Here is a 26,782-nt window from a genome sequence, read left to right as displayed (position 1 = left end):
GGTGGTGGGCCGGTCAGATGGCCCGCACAGGGCCGCGGATCGATTCGGGGGGAGTCGCCGGTGGAAACCGAGCACCGCGTCAGCACGTTGGAGTTGTTCTTCGACCTCGTGTTCGTGTTCACCGTCACCCAGCTGACGGTGCTGCTCGCCGATGACCTGAGTTTCCGGGGTTTCGGGCAGGTCGTACTGATCTTCACCGTGCTGTTCTGGATGTATGGCGGCTACGCGCACCTGACGAATCAGGTGCCGCCGGACCGGACCGGCCGGCGGGTGGCGCTGATGGTGGCGATGGGCGCGTTCCTGGTGTGCGCCCTGGCCGTGCCGACCGCGTTCGGGGCGGGCGGGGTCGCGTTCGGGCTCGGCTACCTGCTGGTCGTCCTCGTGCACGGAGCGCTGTTCACGCAGGCGCACGGCCGGGGGGTGGTGTGGTTCGCGCTGCCCAATGTGCTGTGCGCGCTGGCCGTGACGGTGGCCGGGGCGTTCGACGGGTGGCCGGTCTTCGCCCTGTGGATGCTGGCGCTGCTGCTCCAGTTCGCGACGCCCGTGATCGTGCGGCGGGTCACGGCGCCCGGCCAGGGCGGCCAGGAGGGGCAGGACGGGCAGGACGGGCAGGAGGCGGGCGGGGAGACCGTCGGCGAGCAGCTCGGCGGGATGAGCGCCGGGCACCTGGTGGAGCGGCACGGGCTGCTGTTGATCATCGTCTTCGGCGAGTCGGTGATCGCGATCGGCATCGGGGTGGGCGGGCTGCCGCTGACCTTCGGGATCGCGGGCGGCGCCTTCCTGGCGCTGGCGGTGACCGCGTCGCTGTGGTGGATGTACTTCGTGGGCGACGAGGGCCGCGCGGAGGAGGTCTTCGCCGAGACGCAGCCGGAGCGGCGTTTCAAGCTGGCGATGCTGGCGTACTACTACGCCTTCCTGCCCGTGCTCATCGGCATCGCCGTGTTCGCGGCCGGGGTGAAGAAGACCATCGGGCACCTGGCCGAGCACCTGCACGCCGGTCCGGCCGTGGCCCTGGCCGGCGGGGTGGCGCTCTTCCTGGCCGGGGACATCCTGTTCCGCCGGGTGCTGGGCATCGGCGCCGTCCGGTACCGGGCCGCCGCGCTGGTGCTCGTCCTGGCCACGGTGCCCGCCGGGATGCGGGTGAACGGTGCGTCGCAGCTGGTGGCGCTGGTGCTGGTGCTGGTCGGTGCGCTGCTGGCGGAGGGTCGGGCCACCGCCCGGGCGTCCGTACGGTAGCCGGGGTGCCGCGGGCCGTCGTACGTGCGCCCGGGTGGTGCGCGTACGACGGCCCGCTCGGCCGGATCAGGCGCGGTGGAGCGGTGGGGCGGTGGGGCGGCGGGGCGGCGGGGCGGCGGGTCAGGGGCAGCTGATGACCTGGCCGGCGTACGACAGGTTGCCGCCGAAGCCGAACAGCAGGACCGGCGCTCCGGACGGGATCTCGCCGCGTTCGACCAGCTTGGACAGTGCCATCGGGATGCTGGCCGCCGAGGTGTTGCCGGAGTCCACGACGTCCTTGGCGACGACCGCGTTGACGGCGCCGATGCGGGCGGCGAGCGGCTCGATGATGCGCAGGTTCGCCTGGTGCAGCACCACCGCGGCGAGCTCCTCCGGGGCCGTGCCGGCCTTCTCGCAGACCTTGCGGGCGAGGGCCGGCAGCCGGCTGGTGGTCCAGCGGTAGACGGACTGGCCTTCCTGGGCGAACACCGGCGGGCTGCCCTCGATGCGGACGGCGTGGCCCATCTCGGGGACCGAGCCCCACAGCACGGGGCCGATCCCGGGCGCCTCGTCGGGGCGGCACGCCTCGACCACGGCGGCGCCGGCGCCGTCGCCGGTCAGCACGCAGGTGGTGCGGTCGGTCCAGTCGGTGACCTCGGTCATCTTGTCCGCGCCGATCACCAGCGCGCGGGTGGCCGAGCCGGCCCGGATGGCGTGGTCGGCGGTGGCGAGGGCGTGGGTGAAGCCGGAGCAGACCACGTTGAGGTCCATGACGGCGGGCGCTCCGCCCATGCCGAGGCGGGCGGCGACCCTGGCGGCCATGTTCGGGGACCGGTCGATCGCGGTGGAGGTGGCGACGAGGACGAGGTCGACGTCGTCGGGGCCGAGGCCGGCGCCGGCCAGGGCCTTGCCGGCGGCCTGGGCGGCGAGCTCGTCGACCGGCTCGTCGGGGCCCGCGACGCGCCGGGTCTTGATGCCGACGCGGGACCTGATCCACTCGTCGCTGGTGTCGACCAGAACCGCGAGGTCTTCGTTGGTCAGCGCCTTCGCTGGCTGGTAGTGCCCCAACGCCACCACGCGTGAACCGGTCATGGGCGCAATTCCCCCTCGTACGACTGTCAGGATGGTCCAGCTTGACCGGCTACCGGCGGGTAAGGGTGCGTGTGAACCGACAGGATTCGACCACCCGAATTTGGAGAGTCCCGAGGTGCTTCGTGGCGTAAAGGACAATGGGTCCGGGGAGCGGCGCCGGTCGGCAGGTCCTGCGGGCCGTGACGGCCGCTGCCCGCGCCCGATGACGTGCTACGAGGGAACGGACGGACTGATCGCCATGGGACGGGTCACCGAACGCCGGCGCGTGGTGCGCGTCCGGGGCGGAGCCGTCGGGGTGCGCCCCGACACGCTCGTGGCGGAGGAGCCGCTGGAGATCCGGCTCAACGGCCGGCCGCTGGCCATCACCATGCGCACACCGGGCGACGACTTCGCGCTGGCGGTGGGCTTCCTGGTGAGCGAGGGCGTGCTGGGGGCCTCCTCGGACGTCGCGGCCGTCACCTACTGCGAGGGCGCGGACGAGGACGGGTCCAACACGTACAACGTGGTCAACGTGCGTCTCGCGGACGGGGTCCCGGTCCCGGACATCTCGCTCGAGCGGAACGTGTACACCACCTCCTCGTGCGGGCTGTGCGGCAAGGCCAGCCTGGACGCGGTGCGTACGGCGACCCGGTTCGGCGGCGGGCTGGCCGAGGACCCGGTACAGGTCGGCGCGGAGCGGCTGGGCGGCTTCCCGGACCGGCTGCGGGCCGCGCAGAAGGTCTTCGACCGCACGGGCGGGCTGCACGCTGCGGGCCTGTTCACGCCCGAGGGCGAGCTGCTGGAGCTGTGCGAGGACGTGGGCCGGCACAACGCGGTCGACAAGGTGGTCGGGCGGGCGCTGCGGAACGGCCGGCTGCCGCTGGCGGGGACGGTCCTGCTGGTGTCCGGCCGGGCCTCGTTCGAGCTGGCGCAGAAGGCGGTGATGGCGGGGATACCCGTCCTGGCGGCGGTGTCCGCGCCGTCCTCGCTGGCCGTCGACCTGGCGCTGGAGACCGGGCTGACCCTGGTGGGGTTCCTGCGCGGCGGGGACATGAACATCTACGCGGGCGAGCAGCGGATCCTGCTCGCCCAGGCGCAGCCTTCCGCCTGAGCGGGGCGGTCGGGGGTCCGGACGGCCTCAGGAAGGGCCGGCGATGTCGTTCGTCCGCCAGTCCAGCTCGATCTCCATGTCGACCTCGTAGGGCAGGTCGACCTTCAGGCCTCCCGTGTCGGTGAACCGGCCGAAGCCCGGCTGTCGGACGATCTTCCAGGTCAGTTCGAGCTCGATCGAGGAGTGCGGCGGTATCTCGACGGACACGGTCTTCGTCCTGGTGAGCGTGGCCTCCGTGGCCAGCGCGTAGGTGCTGCGGAGTTCCCGCTGCAGGGTCTGCCCCAGTGAGAGCAGCACGGGGAGGGTCAGGGTGGCGGTCGTGCCGTGCACCGCGGCCCGCTGGTGCTCCACGGTGACCGAGCGGGACACCGTCCAGGAGAACTCCTCCGTGTCCGTCACCGTCGCGGAGCTGTTGTTCCTCGCGATCTTGCGATCCGTACGGACGAACACGTCCCGCCGCGGCGACTCGACCACCCCGCCGAACCTGAGCTGCTCCGCGTCCGGCGGGCGGGGCGGCGTCCGCGGCGCCGCCGTGGTGGGGGCGACACCCTGCACGACTCTGGTCCCGAAGACGATCTGTCGGAAGGAGGACCTTCGTACGGCCCAGCTCCCCCCGCAGTGTCCGCACCGGAGGCTTCCCGGGGGCTGGTAGGTCACGGGTGCACCGATCGGCAGCAGGGCGTTCCGCTCGGTGAAGCTGAACCGGAAGACCGGTTGCTGCAGCCCGGTGAGGCCGGCCGGCAGCCCCGGAGGGACCCGGAGGATCCTCCGGTCACACCGGGGACAGCGCCCCGTCCGTCGGTAGCTCTGCATCTCGGAGGTCTCTGCGTACTCCACCGTGCGGGCACCTCCCTGCGGCCGGGATCCTCCGATCCTAGGCTCAACGGCCCTTGCGGCGCTGCCTCTTCGGGCGGTCCGGCGCGGGTGCCGGGGTGGGCGGGTCGATGCGGTGCAGGTCCAGGGCCGGGGGCGGGGTGGCGGTGCCGGGGCCGCCGGCGAGGGCCCAGTCGATGATCTCGTCCGTGGCGGTCTCGTCCAGGACCCAGCCGAACCAGGCCGCACGGGCCCCCCGCCGCCGTGCCTCGGTGGTGGGCTGCACCACGATCACGTTGGCCTGGGCGCACGGCCCGAGGCAGTCGACCGCACGGACCGCCAGGCGGCCGTCGGAGGCAGCCGCTGCGGCCTGGAGGCGGGCCAGTTGGGCGGCGTGGTCGGTGCCGGGGTTCTTGCGGTCGGTTCCGCAGCAGCAGCCGCGGCAGATCACCAGGGTGCAGGGGCGCGGGCCGTGCGCGGCGAGGGGGCGTATCCAGGTCACTACCGAACGGTAGCGGCTGCCGTACCCTCCGGGTCCCTGCGGGGCGGGAGTTGGAAGTCCGGTCCGGCGGCCTCCGGGTCCTGGGCGCGGCGGCGGGCCAGTACGGCGCAGACCATCAGCTGCATCTGGTGGAACAGCATCAGCGGGAGCACGGCCAGGCCGGCCTGTGCCCCGAACAGCACGCTGGCCATGGGGAGTCCGGCGGCCAGGCTCTTCTTGGAACCGGCGAACTGTATGGCGATGCGGTCCTCCCGGCCGAAGCCGAGGCGCCCGGCCCCGTACCAGGTGACCAGGAGCATCACGGCGAGCAGCACGCCCTCGACGAGGACGAGTCCGCCGAGCTTGGCGAGGCTCACCTGCCGCCAGACCCCGGCGGCCATGCCCGCGCTGAACGCGGCGTAGACGACGAGCAGGATGGAGCCGCGGTCGACGTAGCCGAGGATCTTCTTCCTGCGGGTCACGAAGCCGCCGAGCCAGGGGCGCAGCAGCTGGCCGAGGACGAACGGCAGCAGCAGCTGGAGGACGATCTTCAGCAGGGAGTCGAGGGAGAAGCCGCCCGCGCTGCGGCCGAGCACGGCGGCCGCCAGCAGCGGGGTGAGCACGATGCCGACCAGGCTGGAGAAGGAGCCGGCACAGATGGCGGCGGGCACGTTGCCGCGGGCGATCGAGGTGAAGGCGATCGAGGACTGGATGGTCGACGGGACCAGGCAGAGGAAGATCAGCCCGTTGTGGAGGGGGCCGTCCAGCAGCCCGGGGACCAATGCGGCGGCCGCCAGCCCGAGGAGCGGGAACACCACGAAGGTGCAGGCGAGGACGGTGAGGTGGAGCCGCCAGTGGCGCAGTCCCTCGAGGGCTTCGCGGGTGGAGAGCCGGGTTCCGTAGAGGAAGAACAGGAGGGCGACGGCGCCGGTGGCCGCCGCGCCGGCGAAGCCGGCCGCGGCTCCGGTCGCGGGGACCAGCGCGGCGAGGCCGACGGTGCCGACGAGGGCCAGGATGTACGGGTCCAGCGGCAGCCAGGCGGGGATCTGCGGGCGGCGCATATGAGGTGCTCAGCTCATCCGGTCGGGGAGCGGGCCACCCGCGGCGGGTGGCGGGCGCGGGCGGCGGGGGACGGGCGGCCGCGGGTGGGCACACCGTCCGGCCGGGCCGGTGCCGCCCCGGGGCGGCGTGTGCTCCGTGGGTGGGTCGGGTCCTCTCCATGGTCGCGGGGCGGGCTGTGATCGGGAACCCCGTTCACGGCTCTGACTGCCATCACGGATCGCGATGACCGGCCTAGGCTGGGCGGTATGTACGACCCGGTTCAGCTGCGCACCTTCCTCACCGTGGCGCAGACGCTCAGCTTCACACAGGCCGCCGTGCGGCTCGGCGTTCGGCAGTCCACGGTCAGCCAGCACGTGCGGCGGCTGGAGGAGGCGACGGGGCGGCCGCTGTTCCTGCGGGACACGCACAGCGTGGAGCTGACCGAGGACGGCGAGGCGCTGCTGGGGTTCGCCCGGACCATCCTGGCGGCGCACGAGCGGGCGGCGGCGTTCTTCACCGGTACCCGGCTGCGCGGGCGGCTGCGCTTCGGCGCGTCGGAGGACTTCGTGCTGACCCGGCTGCCGGAGATCCTGGAGGGCTTCCGGCACGAGCACCCCGAGGTGGACCTGGAACTGTCGGTGGAGCTGTCGGGCACGCTGCACGAACGGCTGGACGAGGGACGCCTGGACCTGGTGCTGGCCAAGCGGCGCGGGCCGGGAGACGAGCGGGGCCGGCTGGTCTGGCGGGACCGGATGGTGTGGATCGGGGCGGAGGGGTTCCGGCTGGACCCGGACCGGCCGGTGCCGTTGATCCTCTTCCCGCCGCCGGGCATCACCCGGGCACGGGCGCTGGAGGTGCTGGAGCAGGAGGGGCGGGCCTGGCGGATCGCGTGTACGAGCGGCAGCCTGAACGGGCTGGTCGCGGCGGCCCGGGCGGGGCTGGGCGTGATGGCGCACACCCGGGGCCTGATCCCGCCGGGCCTGGTCCGGGTGCCGGGACTGCCGGAGCTCGGCCCGGTGGAGTTCGCGCTGCTGCGCGGGCCGGGGGGTGCGGGCGGCGCGGCCGCGGAGGCCTTGGCCGCGGAGGCCTTGGCCGCGGCGATCCTGTCGGGCGGGGACCGGCTCAGCAGGCCCGCTTAGGCCGTGTCTTCCGGATCAGGCCGGATCAGCCCGCGGCGTCCGGCGTCGCTCGTCGGGGGGCGGGGGTCGCCCGGGGACCGGACGCACTCGGGTGATCCGGCAACGCCGGGGCACCCCCGTGCCCGCAGGACCAGGGGAACAGGTGCGGCGCCGGGCGGCGCGGGCCGGACGCCGTCGGCCGGACGCCACTGGGACGTCAGGGCCGGGGCGGCGGCCCGGTGCGGGCCGGGCGGGCCGTCGACGCGCTCGTCGAAGCCCCGCCGCCGCCGGGCGGGCCGCGCCGCTCCCGCTGCGTCGGCCCCGGCCTCAGCCTCGCCGCGGTGCGGCGGCGTGCTTCGCGGGAGCGGCTGCCTGTCCCGGACGCGGTACGACCTCGAAGGGGGTGTCGACCGCCCACAGGAAGGTTCCCGCGGGAAGGCAGTTCTCCTCGCGGACGGTCCCGAGGCCGTCGCAGTGCTCGGCCTTGAGCGTGAACAGGACCGTGGAGGTGTGCGGGCCGACGTCCAGGGACTTCAGCGGCGCGGACACGACGGTGGAGAACGGGAGCCCGGTGGGGTCGGTGAAGCCGGTCCGAAGGACTTCCTTCTTCTTGAAGGTGATGCTCTTCTCCTGATCCGTGCCCCGGTCCTGGACGTACGTGGCGCTGACGAACTTGGAGTTGAAGTCGTCGATGGGGGCGGGGCGGGACGGCCGGTAGCCCTCCGGGTAGACGGCCCCGGCGGCGCCGGGCGCCGTGAACCACGGCGATACGGTCCGGACCCACTTCTCGCCCCGGACGGCCGTCCGGCAGGTCGACGGGCCGATGATGCGGTACTTGACGTCGTAGAACTCGTTCAGGTCCGTGCCGTCCATGGTGATGCAGTGCGGGACGGAAGGCCTCTCGGCCGGAGCGGCGACGGGAGCGGGGGCATCGGCCCGGGCGGCCCCGGCGGCCGTGCCCGCCGCCACGGTCGCGAGCAGGCACGGGACGACGGCGGCCGCGGCGAGGGTGCGGGCTCGGTTCACCGGTGATCACCTTTCGGATCGGCTAGGGGACTGCCGCCAGACGACCACGGCGGCCGGCGGCGGCCCGGTCGGCGGGGCCGTGCGGGGGGCCGGACGGCCGCACCGATCACTCGTGCGGCCGTGCGCACGGAGCCGCCGGCGAAGGGGCGAAGACACCGAGGGGCCACCGAGATGACATGACGCGGGCCGCGGTGAGTGGATCTCGTGGAGGTTTTTGCCGAACGCTGCTGGTGGAGGCGGGCATGCCGATAGCGTCACCGGTCCGATGCGGAGAGGAGCCGGGGGCCTTGCGCGAGTACAGCGTTCCACCCGTGGTCACTGCGGCGCCCGCCGGAGGGCTGGCCGACGCCGTCTTCCAGCATGCCCGGCAGGACCCGTTCGGGGTGGCGCTCGGCCGGAAGACGGAGGGGGTCTGGCTGGATGTGACCTCCGGTCAGCTGTGCGCGGAGGTACTGGCGCTGGCCAAGGGGCTGCTCGCGCAGGGCGTGCGCTTCGGTGAGCGCGTCGCGATCATGGCCCGGACCCGGTACGAGTGGACCCTGTTCGACTTCGCGCTGTGGGCGATCGGCGCGCAGCCCGTGCCGGTCTATCCCACCTCCTCCGCCGAGCAGGTGCACTGGATCCTGCGGGACGCGGAGTGCGTGGCCTGCGTGGTCGAGGACGAGGACCAGGCGATGACCGTCGGCTCGGTCATCGACCGGCTGCCGCATCTGCGGCGGCTGTGGCAGCTGGACACCGGTGCGGTGGCGCAGCTCGTCGCGGACGGGGCGGAGGTGGACGAGGAGGTCGTGCACCGGCACCGGCGGGCGGTCACGCCGGATTCCGTGGCGACGGTGATCTACACCTCGGGGACCACCGGCCGGCCGAAGGGGTGCGTGCTGACCCACGGCAGTTTCATGTACGAGGCGGACACGCTGGTGAAGCGGTGGGAGTCGGTGTTCGCCGCCGGGCCCGGCGGGGAGGCGTCCACCCTGCTGTTCCTGCCGCTCGCGCACGTCTTCGGGCGGATGGTGGAGGTGGCCGCCGTACGGGCGCGGGTCAAGCTGGGGCACCAGCCGGTGCTGGCGGCCGCGGAGCTGCTGCCTGACCTGGCCGCGTTCCGGCCGACGTTCATCCTGGGTGTGCCGCACGTCTTCGAGAAGGTCTTCGCGGCGGCGCGCCGCACGGCCGAGTCGGAGGGGCGGGGCGGTCCGTTCGAGCGGGCCGTGGAGGCGGCCGTACGGTACGCGGAGGCGCGTGAGCAGCGGGCCTTCCGGACGGGGCCGGGGCCTTCTGCGGCACTGCGGATGGAGCACCAGCTGTTCGAGAAGCTGGTGTACGGGAAGGTGCGGGCCGCTCTGGGCGGCCGGGTGCGGTACGCGATGTCGGGGGGTTCGGCGATGTCGCGGCGGCTCGGGCTGTTCTTCGAGGGGGCCGGGATCTCCGTGTTCGAGGGGTACGGGCTGACCGAGTCCTGCGCGGCGGCGACCGCGAACCCGCCGGGCGCGACGAAGTACGGCACGGTCGGCCTGCCCATCCCGGGGTCCTCGGTGCACATCGCCGAGGACGGGGAGGTGTGGCTGTACGGCCGTCACGTGTTCTCGGGGTACCTCAACGACCCGCGGTCGACGGAGGTGGTGCTGCACGGCGGCTGGCTGGCCACCGGGGACCTGGGGCGGCTGGACGCGCAGGGGTACCTGACGATCACGGGCCGGAAGAAGGACATCCTGGTGACGTCCAACGGCAAGAGCATCTCGCCGGCCCCGCTGGAGGAGCGGGTGCGCTCGCATCCGCTGGTGTCGCAGTGCGTCCTGGTCGGCAACGACCGGCCGTACGTCGCCGCGCTGGTCACCCTGGACCCGGAGGCGGTGGCGCACTGGCTGTCGATGCGGCGACGTCCGCAGATGACCCCGGCCGAGCTGGTGCAGGACGCGGAGCTGGTGGCGGAGGTGCGGCGGGCGGTGGTGGCGGCGAACACCCTGGTCTCGCAGGCGGAGTCGATCCGGGACTTCCGGTTGCTGCCGGAGCAGTTCACCGAGGAGCGGGGGCTGCTGACCCCGTCGCTGAAGCTGAAGCGGCGGGCGATCGAGAAGGCGTACGAGGCGGAGGTCACGGCGCTGTACCGGTCGGCGGGCAGGGGCGCCGATGCCGCCGACCGTCGTCGCTGACGGTCCCCGGTCACACGGATAGACGATCCCGGTCACACGGATAACGGTTTCTGACGGATCGTCATTCCAGGCTGCGCAACTTCTTGACGGTCCGTCAGGTCACGCACAGAATGCGGGGAATTCCGACCCGAGGGGTGTACCCGACATGTTGCGACCGATCCGCACCCTGGCCGCCGCGGCGGCGGCCCTGGCGCTCGTCTCCGCCTGTAACTCCGCCTCGAGCAACGGCACGGAACCCGGCAAGGGCGGGTCGTCCTCCGGTCAGTACTACCGCGGCGTCACCGACGACTCGATCAAGGTCGGCGGCATCGTCTCGATGACCAGCAGCAGCGGCTACAGCAAGAAGGACACCGACCTCGGTGCCCGGGCCCGCTACCTGAGGGCCAACGCCGAGGGCGGCGTCAACGGACGCAAGATCGACTACATCGGCGCCGAGGACGACGGCCAGGACCCGGCCAAGAACCTGGCCGCGGCCCGCAAACTCGTCCAGCAGGACAAGGTGTTCGCGATCGCGCCGATGAGCTCCGTCACCTTCTCCGGCGCCGACTTCCTCCAGCAGGAGCAGGTCCCCACCTTCGGCTGGGGCACCCTGCCCTCGTTCTGCGGGCCCTCCTACATCTACGGGTTCAACGGCTGCCTGGTGCCCAGCCCCGGCGGGACCATCAACCAGACCTGGCCCGAGGGCATCGCCACCGTCCTGGGCGGCGCCAAGGGCAAGTCGGTGGCCGTCATCGCCAACGACAGCGACGCCGGCAAGTTCGGCATCCGCACCTTCCGGCAGGGCTTCGCCGCCGCCGGGTTCGAGGTGGCGTACGCGAAGGCCAGTGTGCCCGCGACGGCCGTGCCCAGCGACTGGGCGGCGTACGTGAAGGACATCATGTCCAGCAACGGCGGCAAGGCACCGGACGCGGTCATCTCGGTGATGCAGACCCCCAACAACATCGGCCTGTTCACCGCCCTCAAGCGGGCCGGGTACAAGGGGGTCCTCTCCGACCCGACCGACTACGACCCCGGACTGCTCGCCAAGGACACGACCCGGCAGGCCCTCGACGGGGTGCACGTCCTGCTCCAGTTCGAGCCCTTCGAGTCGAAGACCCCGGCGATGGAGCAGTTCAAGGCCGACATCAAGGCCGCGGCGGGTGGCAAGGACGTGCCCCTCAACATGCACATGCTCACCGGCTACATGTCGGCCGACCTGTTCCTCGCCATCGCCGGGAAGGCCGGCAAGGACCTGACCGTCACCCACTTCCAGAACGCCGCACGGGACTTCTCCGACACCGGCACCCTGGTCGGCGACCGCGCCCTGCCCAAGGGGCAGAAGGACAGCTTCGGCTGCGGGGCACTGGTCCAGCTCAGGAACGGGACGTACGAGGTGTCCGTACCGTTCAAGTGCCACCGGCCCATCCCCTTCCAGTAGCGGGGCAGGGTCACCGGTATGGGGGATCTGCTCGTCTTCGTGCTCAGCGGCCTGGTCTCCGGCGCGCTGTACGCCCTGCTCGCGACCGGCCTGGTGCTGTCCTACTCGGCGTCCGGGCTGTTCAACTTCGCGCACGGGGCCACCGCGTACCTGTCCGCGCTCGTCTACTACGAGCTGCACTCGGGGCTGGGCTGGCCCGCCGTGCCGACCGCCCTGCTGGTGGTGCTCGTGCTGGCGCCCGGCCTCGGCCGGGCGCTGGACCGGCTGATGTTCCGCAAGCTGGCGCGGGTCGGTGAGACCGCGCAGATCGTGGCCACCATCGGCCTGCTGGTGGCACTGCCCGCCGCCGGACTGTGGGTGGTGGAGCTGCTGGCGGACGCCGGGGCGCCGGTCCTGCCGGCGGAGAACCAGTTCGGGCTGCCCGGGGTCGGGCCGAGCCCGGCGAAGTCCTGGCAGCTCACGGACGGCGTCGGGATCGACTCCGACCAGCTCATCACCTGGGTGGTGACGGCGGTGGTGGCGGCCGCGCTGTGGGTGCTGCTCCGGCACACCCGGCTCGGGCTGCGGCTGCGCGCGGCCGTGGACAACCGCTCGCTGACCGAGCTGCGCGGGATCAGCGCGGACCGGCTGTCCTCGGTGGCCTGGATGATCGCGTCCGGGCTGGCCGGCCTGGCCGGCGTACTGGCGACCCCGCTGCTCGGCCTGTCCGCGCACGACTTCACCCTGTTCCTGTTCGTGTCGGCGACGGCGGCGGTCATCGGCAGGTTCGCCTCGGTGCCCCTCGCCTTCGCGGGCGGCCTGGGGCTGGGCGTGCTGCAGAACCTGGTGGCCGGGTACGCCTCCTTCGCGGAGGACATCACCGGCTTCCGGACCGCCGTACCGTTCCTGATCCTCTTCGGCGGGCTGCTGGTCCTGACCCGGCGGGCCCGCGCCGCCGGTACGGCGGCCTCCGACCCGCCACCGCTGGACCACCTGGCCGGGGCTTCGTGGGGGCGGCGGTGGGGGGTGTGGGCGGTGGCCGCGGCGCTCCTGGCCACTGCCTTCTACACGGTGACGACCCCCTTCTGGAGCGGACTGCTGGCCCAGGGCCTGGCGATCGGCCTCGTCTTCATGTCCTTCACGGTGGTGACGGGCCTCGGCGCGATGGTGTCGCTGGCCCAGGCCACCTTCGTGACGGGCGCGGCGCTGGTGGCGGGGCTGCTGATGAGCCGGGGCTGGCCGTTCGTGGCCGCGCTGGCGGTGGGCACGTGCGTCGCGGCGCTGCTGGGGGCGCTGGTCGCGCTGCCGGCGCTGCGGCTGGGCGGGCGTTCCCTGGCGCTGGCCACGCTGGCCCTGGCGTTCCTGGCGGACCAGGTGCTGTTCCAGCTGCGCTGGCTGCGGAACGGCGACTCGGGGTGGGAGATACCGCGGCCGGTGCTCGGACCCGTGGACCTCGGGGACGACCGGGCCCTGGGGGTGGCGCTGGTGCTCGTCGCCGCGGTGGCGGCGGCCGGCCTGAGCGCGCTGCGGGGCTCGCCGATGGGGCGGGCGATGCTGGCGGTGCGCTCCGCGCCCGCGGCGGCGATGGCCTCGGGGGTGTCGGTCCTGCGGACCAAGCTGCTGCTGTTCACGGTGTCGGCGGGGCTGGCCGGGTTCGGGGGCGTGCTGTACGCCTCGTACAACACGCGGATCACGGCCACCGACTTCACGGCGATGACGGGGCTGGTGTGGCTGGCGGTCGCCGTCGCGGCGGGGCTGCGGCGGCCCCAGTACGCGGTGGTGGCGGGGCTGGTGTTCGCGGTGGCGCCACCGCTGTTCGCCGACTACCTGACGGAGTCCGTGCACCTGCCGGTGATCCTCTTCGGCCTGGCGGGCCTGGCCCTGGCGAACGACCCGGACGGCTACTGTGCGGCGGTCCCGGTCCGGCTGGCCCGGCGCCGGGCCCTGGCGGGCGGCCGGGGGCCGGGCACGGGCTCCGCGGGACCGGGTCTTCCGGCTTCTGCGCCGGGGGCGGTGCGGGCTCGCGGGGCGGTGCCGGCTGTTCTTGGGGCGGTGCCGGCCGCTCCCGGAGCGGTGCCACTGCCGCGCCGGGGGTCCGGACCGGCTGCGGGGGCGGGGGCGGGGGGCCCTGTGGGGCATTCCCCCACCCCGCCCCTTCCCGAAACCGGGGCCGAGGCCCCGGACCCCACACGGGGCTCCGCCCCGGACCCGACGCCAGGCTCCGCCCCGGACCCGACGCCAGGCTCCGCCCCGGACCCGACGCCAGGCTCCGCCCCGGACCCGACGCCAGGCTCCGCCCCGGACCCGACACCGGGCTCCGCCCCGGACCTGGCGGGGGCCCCGCCCCCGGGCCCCCGTGCCGCCACCGGCGGCGAGGCGGTACGTACGAGCGCCGGGGCGCAGCCCCGTGCGGGGACCGGGGCGGAGCCCCGAGGGGGGCCGGGGGCGGAGCGCCCGGTTTCGGGATGGGGGTCACCCCGGCGAAGCACGGGGGACGGCGGGGTGGGGGGTGGCTCCGCGCAGCGGGACGGTGGCGCGCCCGCGGCCTTGGAGCTGCGCGGGGTGAGTGCCGGGTACGACGGTGGGGTGGTGCTGCACGGGGTCGACCTGGCCGTGCGGCGGGGCGAGATCCTGGCGCTGCTCGGCCCCAACGGGGCCGGGAAGACCACCGCCTGCCGGGTCGCGGCCGGGCTGCTGCCCGCCACCGCCGGCACCGTCCGCGTCGCGGGCCGTGACGCCACCCGCGACGGGACCGTACGCCGTGCCCGCGCCGGGGTGCTGCTCGCTCCCGAGGGCCGCGGGATCTTCCCCTCCCTCACCATCGAGGAGAACCTCGCCCTGTACCTTGGCGAGGCCGCCGCCCGTACCGCCGTCTACGACCGCTTCCCCCGGCTCGCCGAACGCCGGTCCGTCCCCGCCGGTTCGCTCTCCGGCGGAGAGCAGCAGATGCTCGCCCTCGCCCCGCTCCTCCAGCGGCCGCCCGAGGTGCTCATCGCCGACGAGCCCTCCCTCGGCCTCGCCCCGCGGATCGTGGACGAGGTCCACGCGCTCCTGACCGAGCTCCGGGCGGCCGGCACCGCCCTGCTCCTGGTGGAGGAGAAGGCCGCCGAGATCCTCGGCATCGCAGACACCGTCGCCTACCTGTCCGAGGGCCGGATCTCCTGGTGCGGTCCCCGCACCGAGGTGGAGGCCGACCGGCTCACCGAGGCGTACCTGGGGATGAGCCGATGAGCAGCCCTGACCGCGGAGCGTACGTACTGGAGGCCGCCGGGATCAGCGTCCGGTTCGGCGGGGTCAGGGCCCTCACCGGGGTCTCCCTGGGGCTGCGCCCCGGGGAGGTGTGCGGGCTGATCGGGCCGAACGGGGCAGGCAAGACCACACTGTTCGACGTGCTGTCCGGGATCCGGCGGCCCGACGGCGGCCGGATGCTCCTCGACGGGGCCGACATCACCCGCCGCTCCCCCGTCTGGCGGGCCCGCCACGGCATGCGCCGCACCTTCCAGCGGCAGCAGCTGTTCGGCCAGCTCAGCGTGGCGGAGAACCTGCTCGTCGCGCAGGAATGGCGCGGCGCCGGGTTCCGGGGCCGGCGCGGCCGGGACCGGGAGCGGCGGGCCCGGGCCGCCGAGGTTCTGGCCGGGTGCGGGCTCACCGCGCTGGGGAACGCGTACGCCGCGGGCCTGCCGGTGGGCCGGGCCCGGATGGTGGAGCTGGCCCGGGCGGTGGCCGACCCGCCGCGGGTGCTGCTCCTCGACGAGCCGGCCTCGGGCATGTCCGCGCCGGAGCGGGAGCGGCTCGCGGCCGTGGTGCGGCGGCTCGCCGAGGACGAGGGCTGTGCGGTGCTGCTGGTCGAGCACAACGTGGCCTTCGTGATGGAGCTGTGCGCGCGCGTGGTGGTGCTGGACCTCGGCACGGTCCTGGCCGAGGGCACCGCGGCTGAGGTCCGCGCGAACCCGCTGGTCCGGGAGGCGTACCTGGGGACCGCGTGAAGGAACGGCGGACGCCCGGTGCCGGCGTACCGGAATATCCGGCTGTCCTGGCCGGTTGTCGCCTCGGTACGCACGTCCCGCCCGACCGCACCCGGAGGAACGACCCGCCGTGAACCAGGCGCCCCAGGTCCCCACCATCACCCTCAACAACGGCACGCTCATGCCCCAGCTCGGATTCGGCGTCTGGCAGGTTCCGGACGCCGAGGCCGAGCGGGTCGTCGGAGCCGCGCTGGAGGCGGGCTACCGCAGCATCGACACGGCGTCGGTTTACGGCAACGAGGCCGGCACCGGCCGGGCCGTGGCCGCGTCCGGGCTGCCGCGCGAGGAGCTGTTCGTCACCACCAAGCTGTGGAACGGCCCGGCCGAGACGTGGAAGCGCGACAACGTGCTGCGCGAGTTCGACGCCTCCCTCGCCAAGCTCGGCCTCGACCACGTCGACCTGTACCTGATCCACTGGCCGCGTCCGATGCGCGAGGACTACCTGGCCATCTGGCAGGCCTTCGAGGAGATCGCGGAGAGCGGCCGGGCCAAGGCCGTCGGCGTGTCCAACTTCCGCCCCCAGGACCTGCGCCGCCTGCGCGAGGTGAGCCCGCTCGTCCCGGCCGTGAACCAGGTGGAGCTGCACCCGCTGTTCCCGCAGGAGGAGCTCCGCGCGGTCCACGCCGAGCTCGGCATCGCCACCGAGGCGTGGTCCCCGCTCGGCCAGGGCAAGGAGCTGCTGGGCCTGCCGGAGGTCGCGGCGGTGGCTGAGAAGCACGGGCGGACGGCGGCGCAGGTGGTGCTGCGCTGGCACCTCCAGCACGGTGTCATCGCGATCCCGAAGTCCGTGACCCCCTCCCGGATCGAGGAGAACCTGGACGTGTTCGGCTTCGAGCTGGACGCCGGGGACGTGGCCGCGCTGGACGCGCTGGGCGGGACCGCGGCGGGCCGCCGGATCGGTCCGGACCCGGCCGTCTTCGACGTCTGAAGGGGCGGCCGCGCATGCCGGCGGAAGGTGTGTATCTGCTCCGTAACGCGGCGAGCGGGCAGGTTCTTGAAGTGGACGGCGGCCGTACGGGCAGCGGTGCGCGGGTGAGGGTCGGACCGCAGGGTCCGCCCGCGAGCCCGGAGGCCCAGCGGTGGCGGCTCGTGCCGGTGCACAGCGGCGGAGCCATGTTCCACGTGGTGCACGAGGCGAGCGGGAAGCGGCTGGACGTGGCCGGTGCGTCGGTGGACAGCGGCACCCGCGTCCAGCTGTGGAAGGCGAACGGCTTCGGCGCGCAGGAGTGGCTGGTCGAGGAGCACCTCGACGCCCCGGGAGTGGTGTCGCTGATCGCGTGCATCAGCGGCCTGCCGCTGGACGTGGACGGGGACGGCTGGGCCCGGCAGTGGGAGGAGACCGACGCCCCCACCCAGGGCTGGCGCCTGGAGCCCGTCTGAGGGCGGCGCGTCGTACGGGCCCGTCAGATGACGGGGCCGTGCGACCGGGCGGTGGCCGGCCCGCCCGCCGGGGGCGGGCTCACGCCGTCCCGGTGTCCGCCGAGGCACGGTAGCGGCCCGGGGTGGTGCCGAACTCCCGGCCGAAGGCGTGCGAGAACGCGTACGGGCTGCCGTACCCCACCCGGCGGGCGATCGAGGCCAGCGGGTCCCGGGTGTCCCGGAGCAGGGCGGCGGCGGAGGTCAGCCGCCACCAGGTGAGGTACGCCATCGGCGGCCGTCCGACGAGAGCGGTGAACCGGCGGGCCAGGGTGGGGCGCGAGACGCCGGCCTCCGCGGCCAGCCGGTCGTTGCTCCAGGGGGCGGCCGGATCCGCGTGCAGGGCGCGCAGGGCGGAGGCCACCACCGGGTCCGCGAGCGCGGCCGGCCAGGCGCCGGCCCCGCTCCCGGCCGTCCAGGCCCGGATCATGTACACGAGGAGCAGGTCGAGCAGGCTGGGCACCACGATCGAGGCTCCTGCCTCGGCGGCCTCCAGTTCACGGCCCAACAGGTCGATGGCGGCCCGGAGTTCGGGCCGGTCTCCCACCCGGTGCGGCAGGTGGACTACCTGCGGGAGTTCCGCCATGAGCGGGTGCTCCCGGCTGCGGTCGAGCCGGTACTTCCCGCACAGCATCTCCGTCCCGCCGGTCCCGGCCGCATGCGGCACCTGCGGCGCCCGCGGACGGAGCCGCTCCTGCCACGCCTCGAACGGCACGGCCCGTGCCACGGTGCCGGCGTCCGCGAACGAGTCGGCGATCACGTGCCCGGTGCCGTGGGGCAGCAGGACGGCGTCCCCCGGACCGAGCGTGACCGGTGGGCCGCCGTCGGGCAGCAGCCAGCAGCCGCCTTCCAGGACGACGTGGAAGCCGGCGCCCTCGTACGGGGCGAGCCGCGTGCACCAGCGTCCGCCGATCCGGACCCGGTCGGAGGAGGGCCGCCCGATGCGCACGGCGGAGATCGCGTCACTCACCACGTCCATCGGACCACGGTATCCGGCAATCCGTATCGGTATCTGACACATCGGCATTGAGACGCACGCGTATTCTCCTGAGCACCAGCGGCATTGAGACGCTCGGCGGCCCCTCCGTAGCGTCGACGGCATGACCAGTGAACACGTAGAGCGCATCGTGCTGGGGGACGTCGAGGTCCTCAGGATCACCGAGTGGCAGGGGCCGTTCGCGGCCGCCCGGGACCTGGTCCCGGACTCCACGGCCGGGTTGTGGCAGGAGAACGAGGGCTGGCTGGCGCCGGACCACTGGGATCCGGCGGGTGACCTGGCGGTGGCCGCGCTGCAGAGCTGGGTGGTGCGCAGCGGCGGGCGGACCGTCCTGGTCGACACGGGGGTGGGCAGCGGCCGCGAGCGGCCCGGCTCGCCGCTGTTCCACCGGCGGCAGAGTGATCTCCCGGGGCTGCTGGCACGGGCCGGGGTGCGGCCCGAGGACGTGGACGTGGTGGTGAACACGCACGTCCACGCCGACCATGTCGGCTGGAACACGACCGCCGACGGGGAGGCCTGGGTGCCGACGTTCCCCGGGGCGCAGTACCTCGTACCGGCCGCCGACGACTTCCACTTCGGTCCGGACAACGGGTACGGGCAGGGCCGGCAGGAGGACGACCGGCTGGTCTACGAGGACAGCATCGCGCCGGTCCACCGGGCCGGGCAGGCAGTGCTGTGGGACGGCGAGCACCGTATCGACGAGAACCTGGTGCTGGAGTCCGCGCCCGGCCACACCCCCGGTTCGTCCGTGCTCCGGGTGGCCTCGCGGGGCGATCGGGCCGTGTTCGCCGGGGACCTGCTGCACAGTCCGGTGCAGATCCTGAGCCCGTCCTGCAACAGCTGCTTCTGCCTGGACCCGGAGCAGGCCGTGGCCAGCCGCCGCCGGATCCTCGAACGGGCCGCGGGCGAGCGGGAGCTCGTGGTCCCGGCCCACTTCGGCGGGCCGGGCGCGGTGGAGGTCCGCCGGTCGGGCGCCGGCTTCGCGCTTGGGCGGTGGGCGGCGGCCTGACCGGAACGGTTCACGTACGGACGAAGGAGCGGAGCTCGTACGTCGGCTCACCGCGCGGCACGCCGGGCTCGGGGAGTGCCTCCAGTCGGGCCGCGAGTTCGGCCGCGGTGATGCCGCGCGGCACGACGCGGGAAGCGTAACGGCCGGCCAGCAGGGCCTCCGCGGCACCGCGCGGACTGCGGCCCTGGCCGTGGCCGGTGAAGCGGGCGCGGCCGTGCGGGTGCAGCTCCGCCGCGGCGGCCCGCGCGGTGACCTCGGCCGCCTCGTCCGAGGGCCGCTCGGTCAGGTGCGCGGCCAGCACCTCGTCGATGTCGCATCCGACGTCGTGCGCCGCGTCCTTGTCGACCGTGGTGACGAACACCCCGCCGGGCCGCAGGACCCGTCCGGCCTCGGCGACCACCGCCGCGACGGTGCCCGGTTCGCGCAGCAGGTGCAGCAGCCACACGGCCGTGACGGCGTCCAGCGAGCCCGTCCGGAAGGGCAGCCGGGTCCCGGTGCCGAGCAGCACCGGGACCCCGCGCGCCGAGGCCATCGCCGCCATGCCGGACGAGGCGTCCAGACCGAGCACGCGCAGCCCCGGCCGGTGCAGCCGGGCGGTGACGATGCCGGTGCCGCAGCCGAGGTCGAGCAGGGTGCGGGTACCCGGCGGGAGCAGGCCGAGGACCGCGGCGGCGGCCGCCTCGGCACGCGGGACCCCGCCGCGCGTGGCGTCGTACGCGTCGGCCTCGGCGTCGTAGTCGACGAGCGGCCCGGTCCGCAGGCCGCGTGCCGGCACCGCTGCCGGTATCGGTGCCGCGGGCATCAACTCGCCCCGTGCGCGGGGGCGATGTCCTCGACCCGCTGGGCCAGCTCGAAGTCCGTCTCGGTCACGGTGCCGCCCGCGCTGTGGGTGTTCACCGACAGCCGGACGGTGTTGTAGCCGAGGGTCAGGTCGGAGTGGTGGTTCAACTCCTGTTGCACCACGGCGATATGGGCGACGAGCGCGCTCGCCGCCATGTGCGTGCCCAGCCGGTAGGTGCGCAGGATGTGGTCGTCCTCGAAGGCCCACCCCGGCAGCTCCCGCAACCGGTCCTCGATCTCCTTCTGCGACAGCGGCTCACTCGGCATCCACCGGCTCCTTCTCCACGGCCGTTTCCATGACGTGCGGTCAAGGTTCCCACAGCGCACACCGGAGGGAGGCTTTCGCGCCATAGTGCGCGCGGGTTCTTCTGCTCCTTCCGTGGCCACGGGGCCGCCCCTATGCTCCTGCGCCGGACGTGACTGTTACCGGCGGTAATAAGGGGGCACCGACATGGCGCGCACAGGCAACTCCAGGCGTACGTTCCTCGCGGGCACGGCCGGCGCGGCCGGAACACTGGCCGCCGGCGGGGCCCTCGCTCCCCCGGCCGCCGCCTCGCCCGCGGGCCCGGCGACCGCTCCGGCGGGCAACGCGGCCGGGGGCGCCGGCGCCCGGCGCGTCGCCGTACTCGGCGGCGGAGTGGCGGGGCTGACCGCCGCGCACGAGCTCGCGGAGCGCGGCTACGCCGTCACCGTGTACGAGCGCCGCGCGCTCGGCGGCAAGGCCCGCAGCATGGACGTGCCCCGCAGCGCGCGCGGCGGCCGCCGGCCGCTGCCCGCCGAGCACGGCTTCCGCTTCATCCCCGGCATCTACCACAACCTGCCCGACACGATGCGGCGCATCCCCTTCCCCGGCAACGCCAACGGGGTGTGGGACAACCTGGTCGCCCCGCGCGAGATGATGTTCGCCCGGGCCGCCGGCCGCGAGGACCTCCGCGGCCCCATCCCCTGGCCGGGGCACACCCCCGCCGCGCTGACCCTGGACGAGATCCGCCGGATGCTCACCGGCTTCGTGGAGACCTTCGCCCATCTCCCGCTGCACGAGACGGCCTACTTCGTCGACCGCGCGCTCGTCTTCCTCACCAGCTGCGACGAGCGGCGCGAGGAGGTGTGGGAGCGGACCCCGTGGTGGGAGTTCACCCGGGCCGCCCGGATGTCCACCGAGTACCAGCGGATCCTGGCGATCGGGGTCACCCGCAACATCGTCGCGACGAAAGCCGAGGAAGCCTCCACCCGGACCGTCGGAACGCTCGGTGAGGCCTTCGTCTTCAACGCGCTGGGCCGGGGGGCCGACGGCCCGCCGGACCGGATCCTCAACCTGCCCACCAACGAGGCCTGGATCGACCCGTGGGAGGACCATCTCCGTTCCCTCGGCGTCGAGTTCCGGATCGGCTGGACCGTCCACGAGGTCCGGTACGCCGACGGCCGGGTCAGCGGGGTCGTGGTCGCCGACCCGGCCGGAACCCGGCAGACGGTCACCGCCGACCACTACGTCTCCGCGATGCCGGTCGAGCACGCCCGCCGCACCTGGGGCGCTGCGCTGCGCGCCGCCGACCCGATGCTGGGCCGCTGCGACGAGCTGCAGACCGACTGGATGACCGGCATCCAGTTCTACCTGACCGAGCGGGCGCCCCTCGTCCACGGCCACCTCAACTGCATCGACTCCCCGTGGTCGCTGACCGCCATCCAGCAGGCCGAACACTGGCCGGCCCGCGCCTTCCCCGCCGACTACGGCGACGGCACCGCGGTGGACTGCCTGTCGGTGGACGTCTCGGAGTGGGACAAACCCGGGATCCTGTACGGCAAGACGGCCAAGCAGTGCACCCGGGAGGAGGTGGCCCGGGAGGTGTGGGCGCAGCTGAAGGCCTCGCTGAACGACACCGGCCGCACCGTACTGAAGGACTCCGCGCTCCACTCGTGGTTCCTGGACCCCGGCGTCGACGGGCTCGGCACCCCGAACCCGGTCAACGAGGACGAGCTGCTGATCCACCCCGTGGGCACGTTCCACAACCGTCCGACGGCCGGGACCCGCATCCCCAACTTCTTCCTCAGCGGCGACTACGTGGCCGTGGACATCGACCTGGCCACCATGGAGGGCGCGAACGCCTCCGCCCGGGCCGCGGTCAACGCCCTGCTGGAGCGGGACGGTTCGCCGGCCGCCCGCTGCACGATCCGGAAGCTGTACCGGGCGCCGGAGGTCGAGGCGCTCAAGCGGCACGACCGGTGGCGTTACCGTCTCGGCCTGCGGAACGCCTTCGACGTGGGCTGACCTGGTACGACCCGGTTCGGCTAACGTCGCGTCCATGACGACTGCCATCGCAGGCCCCGCCCCCGTAGGGACGATGCTCCGCACCTGGCGCGAGCGGCGCGGCATCAGCCAGCTGGAGCTGGCGGGCCGCGCCGACTCCTCCTCCCGCCACATCAGCTTCATCGAGACGGGCCGCTCGCGGCCCAGCGAGGAGATGCTGCTGAAGCTCGCCGACCACCTCGACGTACCGATGCGCGACCGCAACTCCCTGCTCCTGGCTGCTGGTTACGCACCCCGGTACGCGCACACCCCGCTCGACGACCCGTCGATGGGCACCCTGCGGGAGGGCCTGGAACGGCTGCTGTCGGGCTATGAGCCCTATCCGGCGCTGGTCGTGGACGCCACGTACAACGTGATCGCCGCGAACCGCGGCATCCTCATGCTGCTGGACGGCCTGCCCGAGCACCTGCTCGCCCCGCCGCTCAACGCCATGCGGATCACCCTGCATCCCGAGGGCCTGGCCACCAGGATCCTCAACATCAAGGAATGGCGCGGGCACCTCCTCGCCCAGATGGAACGCCAGATCGCGCTGGCCCGCTCCGAACCACTGCGCGCCCTGTACGACGAGGTCGCGGCCTACCCCGTTCCGGACCGCCCGGGCGACACGGAACCGGCCGAGCCGGTCCCGTACTTCGCCCTCCCGTGCGTCATCGAACACGACGGCCACGTGCTCTCCTTCGTCTCGTCCATCTCCACCTTCAACACCCCGATGGACGTGACCGTCGCCGAGCTGGCCATCGAGACGATGCTCCCGGCCGACCCGGCGACGGTGAAGTACCTCCGCTCACTGGGTGGTTGACCGCAGGGCGAGCTGCTGGGCGAGGGCGAACCCGGCGACGGTGAGGGCCTGCGCCGGGATCCAGACCATCCCGGCCGCGGTCGGCGAGAACCACCCGACCAGCGCCACCAGACTGGCCACGGCCCAGAGGTAGTTGGTCTCCACGACGGCCTTCACCGCACCGGCCGCCGGCGTCCGCCGCGAAGCCAGCCATCCGACTCCGGCGGCGTACGCGACGAGCAGGAGCCCCAGCTCGAACAGCAGGCCCTCCCCCACCCCGATCAGCTTCCCGACCGGCCCGGCGAACGCCACGTACGCCAGCCCGTTGGCCCCGGTCACCACGGCGTCCAGGGCGAGGAACCGCCGCAGCGCGACCCGCGGCTCGGTGGTGCGGGCAATACCGTTCAACAGGGTCGCGGACATGGGAACCCTCCTCCTGAGTCTGGAAACAGTGCTGGTCGACCGGGCCCCGAGACCGAGTGCGCGGCCCCGGAACCCGATGCCCCAACGATGCCGCGGAGGCGGCCGGGGGTCGATTACCTGCCGGGTAATGAGCCCCCTCCACGGAGGTGCATGCGCGCCCTCGCCGCCCACCAGTTCCACCTGCCGGCAGTCCATGCCAGTCGGCCCGGATCCGCCCCGGGCTGCCGACGGCGGCTCCCGATTTGGCTCCCAGGTTCTCCGCCCTTGGTTCCCGTTGCGCAGGAACCAAGGGCGGCGCTAGCCACCTGCGCCCCACGTCGTCGGACTGCACCGGAATCGCGGACGTCGTAGTTGGTCGACGCTTGTCGCCCGCCCAGGCTCCCGCCCACGCCGTCCGCCACACAGGACAAATCCCTCAGCGAAGAAGGAAGTCACGGATTCGCCTTGCACTGGGCCGACACAGAGGGCGCCATTTCGCTATTCGGAAAACGTGGGCCTAGAGCGTAAGGCTAGGCACTCCTGCAGCTCACGATGCCGAAAGAGTCCCATCCCAGTCAGCTGCCACCACTCGCACTCTCGGTTCGCCGCGCGCTCATGAGCGGCGGCACAGTGGCCACCCCTGGCTAGTCAGCTCGGTCGCGTGGGCACATGAATCAACCTTCAATTTTCCAAGGTCCAACCAGTGAACGTGTCCAAATGCGGGTGCGTGAGAGCGGGCGGAAAATATACCTGACCGTGGAGGCCCTTATGAGCAGCAACGCTTCAGCGGAATCAAAAGCCGAAAAGCTGCGCAAACACCTTGGATGGTGGATAGGCATCATTTCTGCCATGGTCGGAATCCTCGCCTTTATTTTGGCGCAATGCTCAAACACTGGACCGACATTGACCGAATGGAAAACTCAAGCCAACGCGGCATGCGAGCAGGAGATGGCAGACGTGCGAAGCACCTTCCTTAAGGTTAGGGATGCAACGAAAAATCTCGAGAGCGAGGATTCCAGAATCGCTGCAGGCGTCGCGATTACCCAAGCCGGTGACGCCGAGGAGCGCCTAGTCGGAAAATGGCGGGCACTGGAACAGCCGAATGATTCACATAAAGAAATCGAATCTCTGCTGCTGGCCGGAACAGGGTTGGGTGACGCGCTCGCCGAGATGGGCAAGAGGACCGAAGAGGGCAATGCAACACCGAAGCATCTGGAAGCGGCGAAGGAGGCATCAAACCGCTTCCGGTCCCAGATCGAGAAGGTCGGAATTGAGGAATGTAAATACCTCGCACCAAGATTCTGACCCCCCTTCTGATTTAATTGCGTTTGCTCTCGCTCCCACCCACAAGCTCGCAGAAGGGGGTGCGCGTGATGAGGGAGCACGCGCTGATGCACGGCATGACGCTCTCCACGGTCGTGGACGAACTGGCCATGGAGTCACGTGGATACGTCCGCCTGGGCACCTACATCGACGCAGGTGCCGCCCAGAGGGTCGGCGGACGTCTGTTCGGCGGCTATCCGTATCGGCGCAGTTCGTGGAAGAAGTCGTCGATGACGTGCAGTTGCCCGGTGCGGGTGACCTCGTCGTAGACGTGTTTGCCGATGGCGAGGTCGAGCACGCCCAGGCCGAAGGGTGAGAACACCACCGGCCGGTCTTCCGGGACCGCCGCGCGGCCGGTCGTGACGTCGTGCAGCGTGCCGGTGAGGAAGTCGCGGTTACCGGTGAGCCGTTCGGCCAGGTGGGGCGAGGTGTCGGCCTTGAGGCAGTGTTCGACGTCGTCCACGATGTTGGTCGAGGCGAGGAGGATTTCGGGGGCGAGGTCGCGAAGTGACACGTGCAGGACCACGGGGTTGTGGTCGAACCATGCCGCGTCGGTGATGTGGGGCCGGCCGGCGATGGTGGCGAAGACGACCAGGTCGCTGGTGCGGATCAGCTGCTCGGGGCTGTCGTGCACGGTGATCCGGGTGGCCGCCCGGGCGGCCTGCAGGTAGCCGTGGAAACCGGCCGCGCTGTCGGCACTGGTGTCGTGCACGCCGATCTCGTCGAAGGACCAGCCGGTTGCGCTCAGGAAGGTGTGGATGTAGCGGGCGATGAGGCCCGTTCCGAAGAATCCGACGCGGGTCGGGCGGGTCCGGCGGTGCCGGCTGAGCCTGTCGGCCGCCGACACGGCCATCGCGGCCGTTCGGGTGGCACTGATGATGGAGCTTTCCAGGCAGGCGAACGGGTAGCCGGTGTCGTGGTCGTTGAGGATCAGCACCGCCGAGGCCCTGGGGATGCCGGCCTCCACGTTGTCGGGAAAGCTGGAGATCCACTTGAGGCCGTCCACCCGCACCTCTCCGCCGATCGACGCCGGCAGGGCGATGATGCGGGCGGTCGGGCGGTCGGGGAAGCGCAGGAAGTACGACGGCGGGTTCACCGACTCCCCCTCGGCGTGGAGCCGGTAGGTGGCCTCGACCAGCTCCACGATCCGGTGTTCCTGGCCCTGGAGGGTGTGCTGTACCTGGGCACCGGGGATCACGGCGAACGGGGGCACCGTGACCGGCGGTGTCCCGGCGTCGGGGGTCACCGGATGCTCCCCTCGGAGCCGGCCATGGCGACGAGGACCTCGCGCGGGGGCTCGAAGGGCTCCCTGCTGTGCGCGGTGCGGACGTTGTCGATGAGCATCAGGTCTCCGGACTGCCACGGTTCGCGGATGGTGTGCTCGGCATAGGCCGTGTTGATCAGCTCGACGATGTCCTCGCCGATGGGGTCGCCGCCTCCGAAGCGGGTGTTGAACGGCAGGGCTTCGGGGCCGTAGACCTCGACGAGGTACTCCCGTACCTCGGGCTCCAGCGTCCACTCGTTCAGGAACGCGATCTGGTTGAACCAGCAGCGCCGGCCGGTGGCCGGATGCCGCACCACGGCGGGGCGGCGCTGACGGGTGCGCAGTCCGCCGTCGTCCTGCCAGGCGTACTCGATGGCGTTGGCACGGCAGTACTCCTCGACGACCGCGGGGTCGTCGGTGCCGAACGCCTCGGCCCAGGAGGCACCGATGTCCTCGCTGTAGGTGCGGGTGAGCAGCCAGCCTTCCTCTTCGAACCGCTGGACGAGTTCCGGCGGCAGCGCGTCCAGGACGGCGGCGGAATCCGCGAGGGCGGTGGCTCCGCCCGTGGTGGGCGCCGTCAGGCAGGCCAGGAGCAGCAGACCGGGAGGGCTGTGGGTGTAGCTGAGCTCGTGGTGCATGCACATAGGCTGGTTGGCCGGCCACACCGTGGAGGAGTACACGCCGCGGGTGTAGGCCTGACGGGGGGCGAAGGCTTCCGTTTCGGTCATCAGGGTGGGGGCCAGTTGGCCGAATACGGCGCCGACCTGCCCGGTGTCGCTCAGGCCCAGCCCGCGGACGAGTACGGCTCCGTGTTCGGTGACGAGGCCGCGCAGGGTGTGGCGGTGGTCGGCGGCCCAGGCCGGCGGATCTGCCGGGGCGGGGGTGGGGACGTGCAGTACCGGGGGCTTGCCGGGGCGCAGGTCCACCTGGTGCGCGGAAGCGGGCGCGGGGCCGGTGCTGATCGGGGCGGGGGTGGTGATCGGGGCGGGGGTGGTGAACGACAT

At 72.8% G+C, this 26,782-nt stretch carries 24 protein-coding genes; 13 read left to right on the top strand and 11 right to left on the bottom strand.

The features are described 5' to 3' along the window. Positions 1–60: 60 nt before the first annotated feature. Positions 61–1,236 (top strand): low temperature requirement protein A, encoded by a 1,176-nt coding sequence (locus tag ACGFQ9_RS04495; RefSeq protein ID WP_393571109.1) that lies wholly within the window; start codon positions 61–63, stop codon positions 1,234–1,236. Between the two features lie 120 nt (positions 1,237–1,356). On the opposite strand, the gene ACGFQ9_RS04490 is transcribed toward ACGFQ9_RS04495, so the two are convergent. Then, complete coding sequence (locus ACGFQ9_RS04490) at positions 1,357–2,307, bottom strand: beta-ketoacyl-ACP synthase III (protein ID WP_393571108.1); 951 nt, start codon at positions 2,305–2,307, stop codon at positions 1,357–1,359. Between the two features lie 238 nt (positions 2,308–2,545). On the opposite strand from ACGFQ9_RS04490, the gene fdhD reads away from it, so the two are divergent. Further along, entirely contained in the window at positions 2,546–3,397 is an 852-nt protein-coding gene (fdhD, locus tag ACGFQ9_RS04485; protein ID WP_393571844.1) for a formate dehydrogenase accessory sulfurtransferase FdhD, read from the top strand. Between the two features lie 27 nt (positions 3,398–3,424). Here fdhD and ACGFQ9_RS04480 read toward each other — a convergent pair whose 3' ends face one another. The 3 genes from ACGFQ9_RS04480 to ACGFQ9_RS04470 form a co-directional block, all read right to left on the bottom strand. Beyond that, a complete protein-coding gene (locus tag ACGFQ9_RS04480) occupies positions 3,425–3,952 on the bottom strand; it encodes a hypothetical protein (protein ID WP_393571106.1) in 528 nt (175 codons plus the stop codon). A gap of 325 nt (positions 3,953–4,277) precedes the next feature. After that, entirely contained in the window at positions 4,278–4,712 is a 435-nt protein-coding gene (locus tag ACGFQ9_RS04475) for a (2Fe-2S) ferredoxin domain-containing protein (RefSeq protein WP_393571105.1), read from the bottom strand. After that, positions 4,712–5,752: a bile acid:sodium symporter family protein gene (locus tag ACGFQ9_RS04470; RefSeq protein ID WP_393571104.1), complete on the bottom strand. Its 1,041-nt coding sequence runs from the start codon at positions 5,750–5,752 to the stop codon at positions 4,712–4,714. The genes ACGFQ9_RS04475 and ACGFQ9_RS04470 overlap by 1 nt, the downstream gene beginning before the upstream one ends. A 246-nt stretch (positions 5,753–5,998) precedes the next feature. Here ACGFQ9_RS04470 and ACGFQ9_RS04465 point away from each other — a divergent pair, with 246 nt between their 5' ends. Beyond that, positions 5,999–6,871, top strand: a complete 873-nt coding sequence (locus tag ACGFQ9_RS04465) for a LysR substrate-binding domain-containing protein (RefSeq protein ID WP_393571102.1) — start codon at positions 5,999–6,001, stop codon at positions 6,869–6,871. Between the two features lie 306 nt (positions 6,872–7,177). On the opposite strand, the gene ACGFQ9_RS04460 is transcribed toward ACGFQ9_RS04465, so the two are convergent. Further along, entirely contained in the window at positions 7,178–7,876 is a 699-nt protein-coding gene (locus tag ACGFQ9_RS04460; RefSeq protein ID WP_393571100.1) for a hypothetical protein, read from the bottom strand. 287 nt (positions 7,877–8,163) lie between these two features. Between ACGFQ9_RS04460 and ACGFQ9_RS04455 the strand changes: the two genes are divergently transcribed. From ACGFQ9_RS04455 to ACGFQ9_RS04430, 6 genes are all read left to right on the top strand, one after another. Further along, positions 8,164–10,023 carry an AMP-dependent synthetase/ligase gene (locus ACGFQ9_RS04455; RefSeq protein WP_393571098.1) on the top strand — a complete coding sequence of 620 codons (1,860 nt, stop codon included), beginning with the start codon at positions 8,164–8,166 and terminating at the stop codon, positions 10,021–10,023. A 145-nt stretch (positions 10,024–10,168) separates the two neighbouring features. After that, the gene (locus ACGFQ9_RS04450; RefSeq protein ID WP_393571096.1) at positions 10,169–11,440 is read left to right on the top strand and encodes an ABC transporter substrate-binding protein; all 1,272 of its coding nucleotides are present in this window, start codon (positions 10,169–10,171) and stop codon (positions 11,438–11,440) included. A gap of 18 nt (positions 11,441–11,458) precedes the next feature. Further along, complete coding sequence (locus ACGFQ9_RS04445; RefSeq protein WP_393571094.1) at positions 11,459–14,650, top strand: ATP-binding cassette domain-containing protein; 3,192 nt, start codon at positions 11,459–11,461, stop codon at positions 14,648–14,650. After that, complete coding sequence (locus ACGFQ9_RS04440) at positions 14,647–15,405, top strand: ABC transporter ATP-binding protein (RefSeq protein WP_393571092.1); 759 nt, start codon at positions 14,647–14,649, stop codon at positions 15,403–15,405. The genes ACGFQ9_RS04445 and ACGFQ9_RS04440 overlap by 4 nt, the downstream gene beginning before the upstream one ends. Positions 15,406–15,565: 160 nt before the next feature. Further along, entirely contained in the window at positions 15,566–16,372 is an 807-nt protein-coding gene (locus ACGFQ9_RS04435; protein WP_393571842.1) for an aldo/keto reductase, read from the top strand. A 14-nt stretch (positions 16,373–16,386) separates the two neighbouring features. Further along, the gene (locus ACGFQ9_RS04430) at positions 16,387–16,824 is read left to right on the top strand and encodes an RICIN domain-containing protein (protein WP_393571090.1); all 438 of its coding nucleotides are present in this window, start codon (positions 16,387–16,389) and stop codon (positions 16,822–16,824) included. Positions 16,825–16,903: 79 nt separating this feature from the next. Here the strand turns inward: ACGFQ9_RS04430 and ACGFQ9_RS04425 are convergent, their stop codons facing one another. Then, positions 16,904–17,839, bottom strand: coding sequence for an AraC family transcriptional regulator (locus ACGFQ9_RS04425; protein WP_393571087.1), 936 nt, complete (start codon positions 17,837–17,839; stop codon positions 16,904–16,906). 121 nt (positions 17,840–17,960) lie between these two features. Between ACGFQ9_RS04425 and ACGFQ9_RS04420 the strand changes: the two genes are divergently transcribed. Beyond that, positions 17,961–18,866: an MBL fold metallo-hydrolase gene (locus ACGFQ9_RS04420; RefSeq protein WP_393571085.1), complete on the top strand. Its 906-nt coding sequence runs from the start codon at positions 17,961–17,963 to the stop codon at positions 18,864–18,866. A 10-nt stretch (positions 18,867–18,876) separates the two neighbouring features. On the opposite strand, the gene ACGFQ9_RS04415 is transcribed toward ACGFQ9_RS04420, so the two are convergent. Both ACGFQ9_RS04415 and ACGFQ9_RS04410 read right to left on the bottom strand, forming a co-directional pair. After that, positions 18,877–19,668, bottom strand: a complete 792-nt coding sequence (locus ACGFQ9_RS04415; RefSeq protein ID WP_393571083.1) for a class I SAM-dependent methyltransferase — start codon at positions 19,666–19,668, stop codon at positions 18,877–18,879. After that, positions 19,668–19,973 (bottom strand): 4a-hydroxytetrahydrobiopterin dehydratase, encoded by a 306-nt coding sequence (locus ACGFQ9_RS04410; protein ID WP_393571081.1) that lies wholly within the window; start codon positions 19,971–19,973, stop codon positions 19,668–19,670. Before ACGFQ9_RS04410 ends, ACGFQ9_RS04415 begins: the two co-directional genes overlap by 1 nt. Positions 19,974–20,157: 184 nt before the next feature. On the opposite strand from ACGFQ9_RS04410, the gene ACGFQ9_RS04405 reads away from it, so the two are divergent. Continuing rightward, positions 20,158–21,972 (top strand): FAD-dependent oxidoreductase, encoded by a 1,815-nt coding sequence (locus ACGFQ9_RS04405; protein ID WP_393571079.1) that lies wholly within the window; start codon positions 20,158–20,160, stop codon positions 21,970–21,972. 34 nt (positions 21,973–22,006) lie between these two features. Next, positions 22,007–22,810, top strand: a complete 804-nt coding sequence (locus ACGFQ9_RS04400) for a helix-turn-helix domain-containing protein (protein WP_393571077.1) — start codon at positions 22,007–22,009, stop codon at positions 22,808–22,810. Here ACGFQ9_RS04400 and ACGFQ9_RS04395 read toward each other — a convergent pair. Beyond that, positions 22,796–23,212: a hypothetical protein gene (locus ACGFQ9_RS04395; RefSeq protein ID WP_393571076.1), complete on the bottom strand. Its 417-nt coding sequence runs from the start codon at positions 23,210–23,212 to the stop codon at positions 22,796–22,798. The genes ACGFQ9_RS04400 and ACGFQ9_RS04395 overlap by 15 nt on opposite strands. 747 nt (positions 23,213–23,959) lie before the next feature. Between ACGFQ9_RS04395 and ACGFQ9_RS04390 the strand changes: the two genes are divergently transcribed. After that, positions 23,960–24,496, top strand: coding sequence for a hypothetical protein (locus tag ACGFQ9_RS04390; protein WP_393571074.1), 537 nt, complete (start codon positions 23,960–23,962; stop codon positions 24,494–24,496). A 211-nt stretch (positions 24,497–24,707) separates the two neighbouring features. On the opposite strand, the gene sbnB is transcribed toward ACGFQ9_RS04390, so the two are convergent. Next, the gene (sbnB, locus tag ACGFQ9_RS04385) at positions 24,708–25,760 is read right to left on the bottom strand and encodes a 2,3-diaminopropionate biosynthesis protein SbnB (protein WP_393571072.1); all 1,053 of its coding nucleotides are present in this window, start codon (positions 25,758–25,760) and stop codon (positions 24,708–24,710) included. Then, a complete protein-coding gene (locus tag ACGFQ9_RS04380) occupies positions 25,757–26,782 on the bottom strand; it encodes a TauD/TfdA family dioxygenase (protein ID WP_393571070.1) in 1,026 nt (341 codons plus the stop codon). Before ACGFQ9_RS04380 ends, sbnB begins: the two co-directional genes overlap by 4 nt.

This window comes from Streptomyces sp. NPDC048603, from assembly GCF_043199475.1.
Taxonomy (GTDB): Bacteria; Actinomycetota; Actinomycetes; order Streptomycetales; family Streptomycetaceae; genus Streptomyces.
Note: the sequence above shows the minus strand (reverse complement) of the source record. Positions and strands in the feature narration are given on the sequence as shown.

Bases quoted from the DNA above. Each gene is read 5' to 3' on its own strand.
- ACGFQ9_RS04490 (WP_393571108.1), bottom strand. From the start codon at position 2,307: ATGACCGGTTCACGCGTGGTGGCGTTGGGGCACTACCAGCCAGCGAAG.
- fdhD (WP_393571844.1), top strand. From the start codon at position 2,546: ATGGGACGGGTCACCGAACGCCGGCGCGTGGTGCGCGTCCGGGGCGGA.
- ACGFQ9_RS04470 (WP_393571104.1), bottom strand. From the start codon at position 5,752: ATGCGCCGCCCGCAGATCCCCGCCTGGCTGCCGCTGGACCCGTACATC.
- ACGFQ9_RS04465 (WP_393571102.1), top strand. From the start codon at position 5,999: ATGTACGACCCGGTTCAGCTGCGCACCTTCCTCACCGTGGCGCAGACG.
- ACGFQ9_RS04450 (WP_393571096.1), top strand. From the start codon at position 10,169: ATGTTGCGACCGATCCGCACCCTGGCCGCCGCGGCGGCGGCCCTGGCG.
- ACGFQ9_RS04445 (WP_393571094.1), top strand. From the start codon at position 11,459: ATGGGGGATCTGCTCGTCTTCGTGCTCAGCGGCCTGGTCTCCGGCGCG.
- ACGFQ9_RS04440 (WP_393571092.1), top strand. From the start codon at position 14,647: ATGAGCAGCCCTGACCGCGGAGCGTACGTACTGGAGGCCGCCGGGATC.
- ACGFQ9_RS04435 (WP_393571842.1), top strand. From the start codon at position 15,566: ATGCCCCAGCTCGGATTCGGCGTCTGGCAGGTTCCGGACGCCGAGGCC.
- ACGFQ9_RS04430 (WP_393571090.1), top strand. From the start codon at position 16,387: ATGCCGGCGGAAGGTGTGTATCTGCTCCGTAACGCGGCGAGCGGGCAG.
- ACGFQ9_RS04425 (WP_393571087.1), bottom strand. From the start codon at position 17,839: ATGGACGTGGTGAGTGACGCGATCTCCGCCGTGCGCATCGGGCGGCCC.
- ACGFQ9_RS04420 (WP_393571085.1), top strand. From the start codon at position 17,961: ATGACCAGTGAACACGTAGAGCGCATCGTGCTGGGGGACGTCGAGGTC.
- ACGFQ9_RS04415 (WP_393571083.1), bottom strand. From the start codon at position 19,668: ATGCCCGCGGCACCGATACCGGCAGCGGTGCCGGCACGCGGCCTGCGG.
- ACGFQ9_RS04410 (WP_393571081.1), bottom strand. From the start codon at position 19,973: ATGCCGAGTGAGCCGCTGTCGCAGAAGGAGATCGAGGACCGGTTGCGG.
- ACGFQ9_RS04405 (WP_393571079.1), top strand. From the start codon at position 20,158: ATGGCGCGCACAGGCAACTCCAGGCGTACGTTCCTCGCGGGCACGGCC.
- ACGFQ9_RS04400 (WP_393571077.1), top strand. From the start codon at position 22,007: ATGACGACTGCCATCGCAGGCCCCGCCCCCGTAGGGACGATGCTCCGC.
- ACGFQ9_RS04395 (WP_393571076.1), bottom strand. From the start codon at position 23,212: ATGTCCGCGACCCTGTTGAACGGTATTGCCCGCACCACCGAGCCGCGG.
- ACGFQ9_RS04390 (WP_393571074.1), top strand. From the start codon at position 23,960: ATGAGCAGCAACGCTTCAGCGGAATCAAAAGCCGAAAAGCTGCGCAAA.
- ACGFQ9_RS04380 (WP_393571070.1), bottom strand. From the start codon at position 26,782: ATGTCGTTCACCACCCCCGCCCCGATCACCACCCCCGCCCCGATCAGC.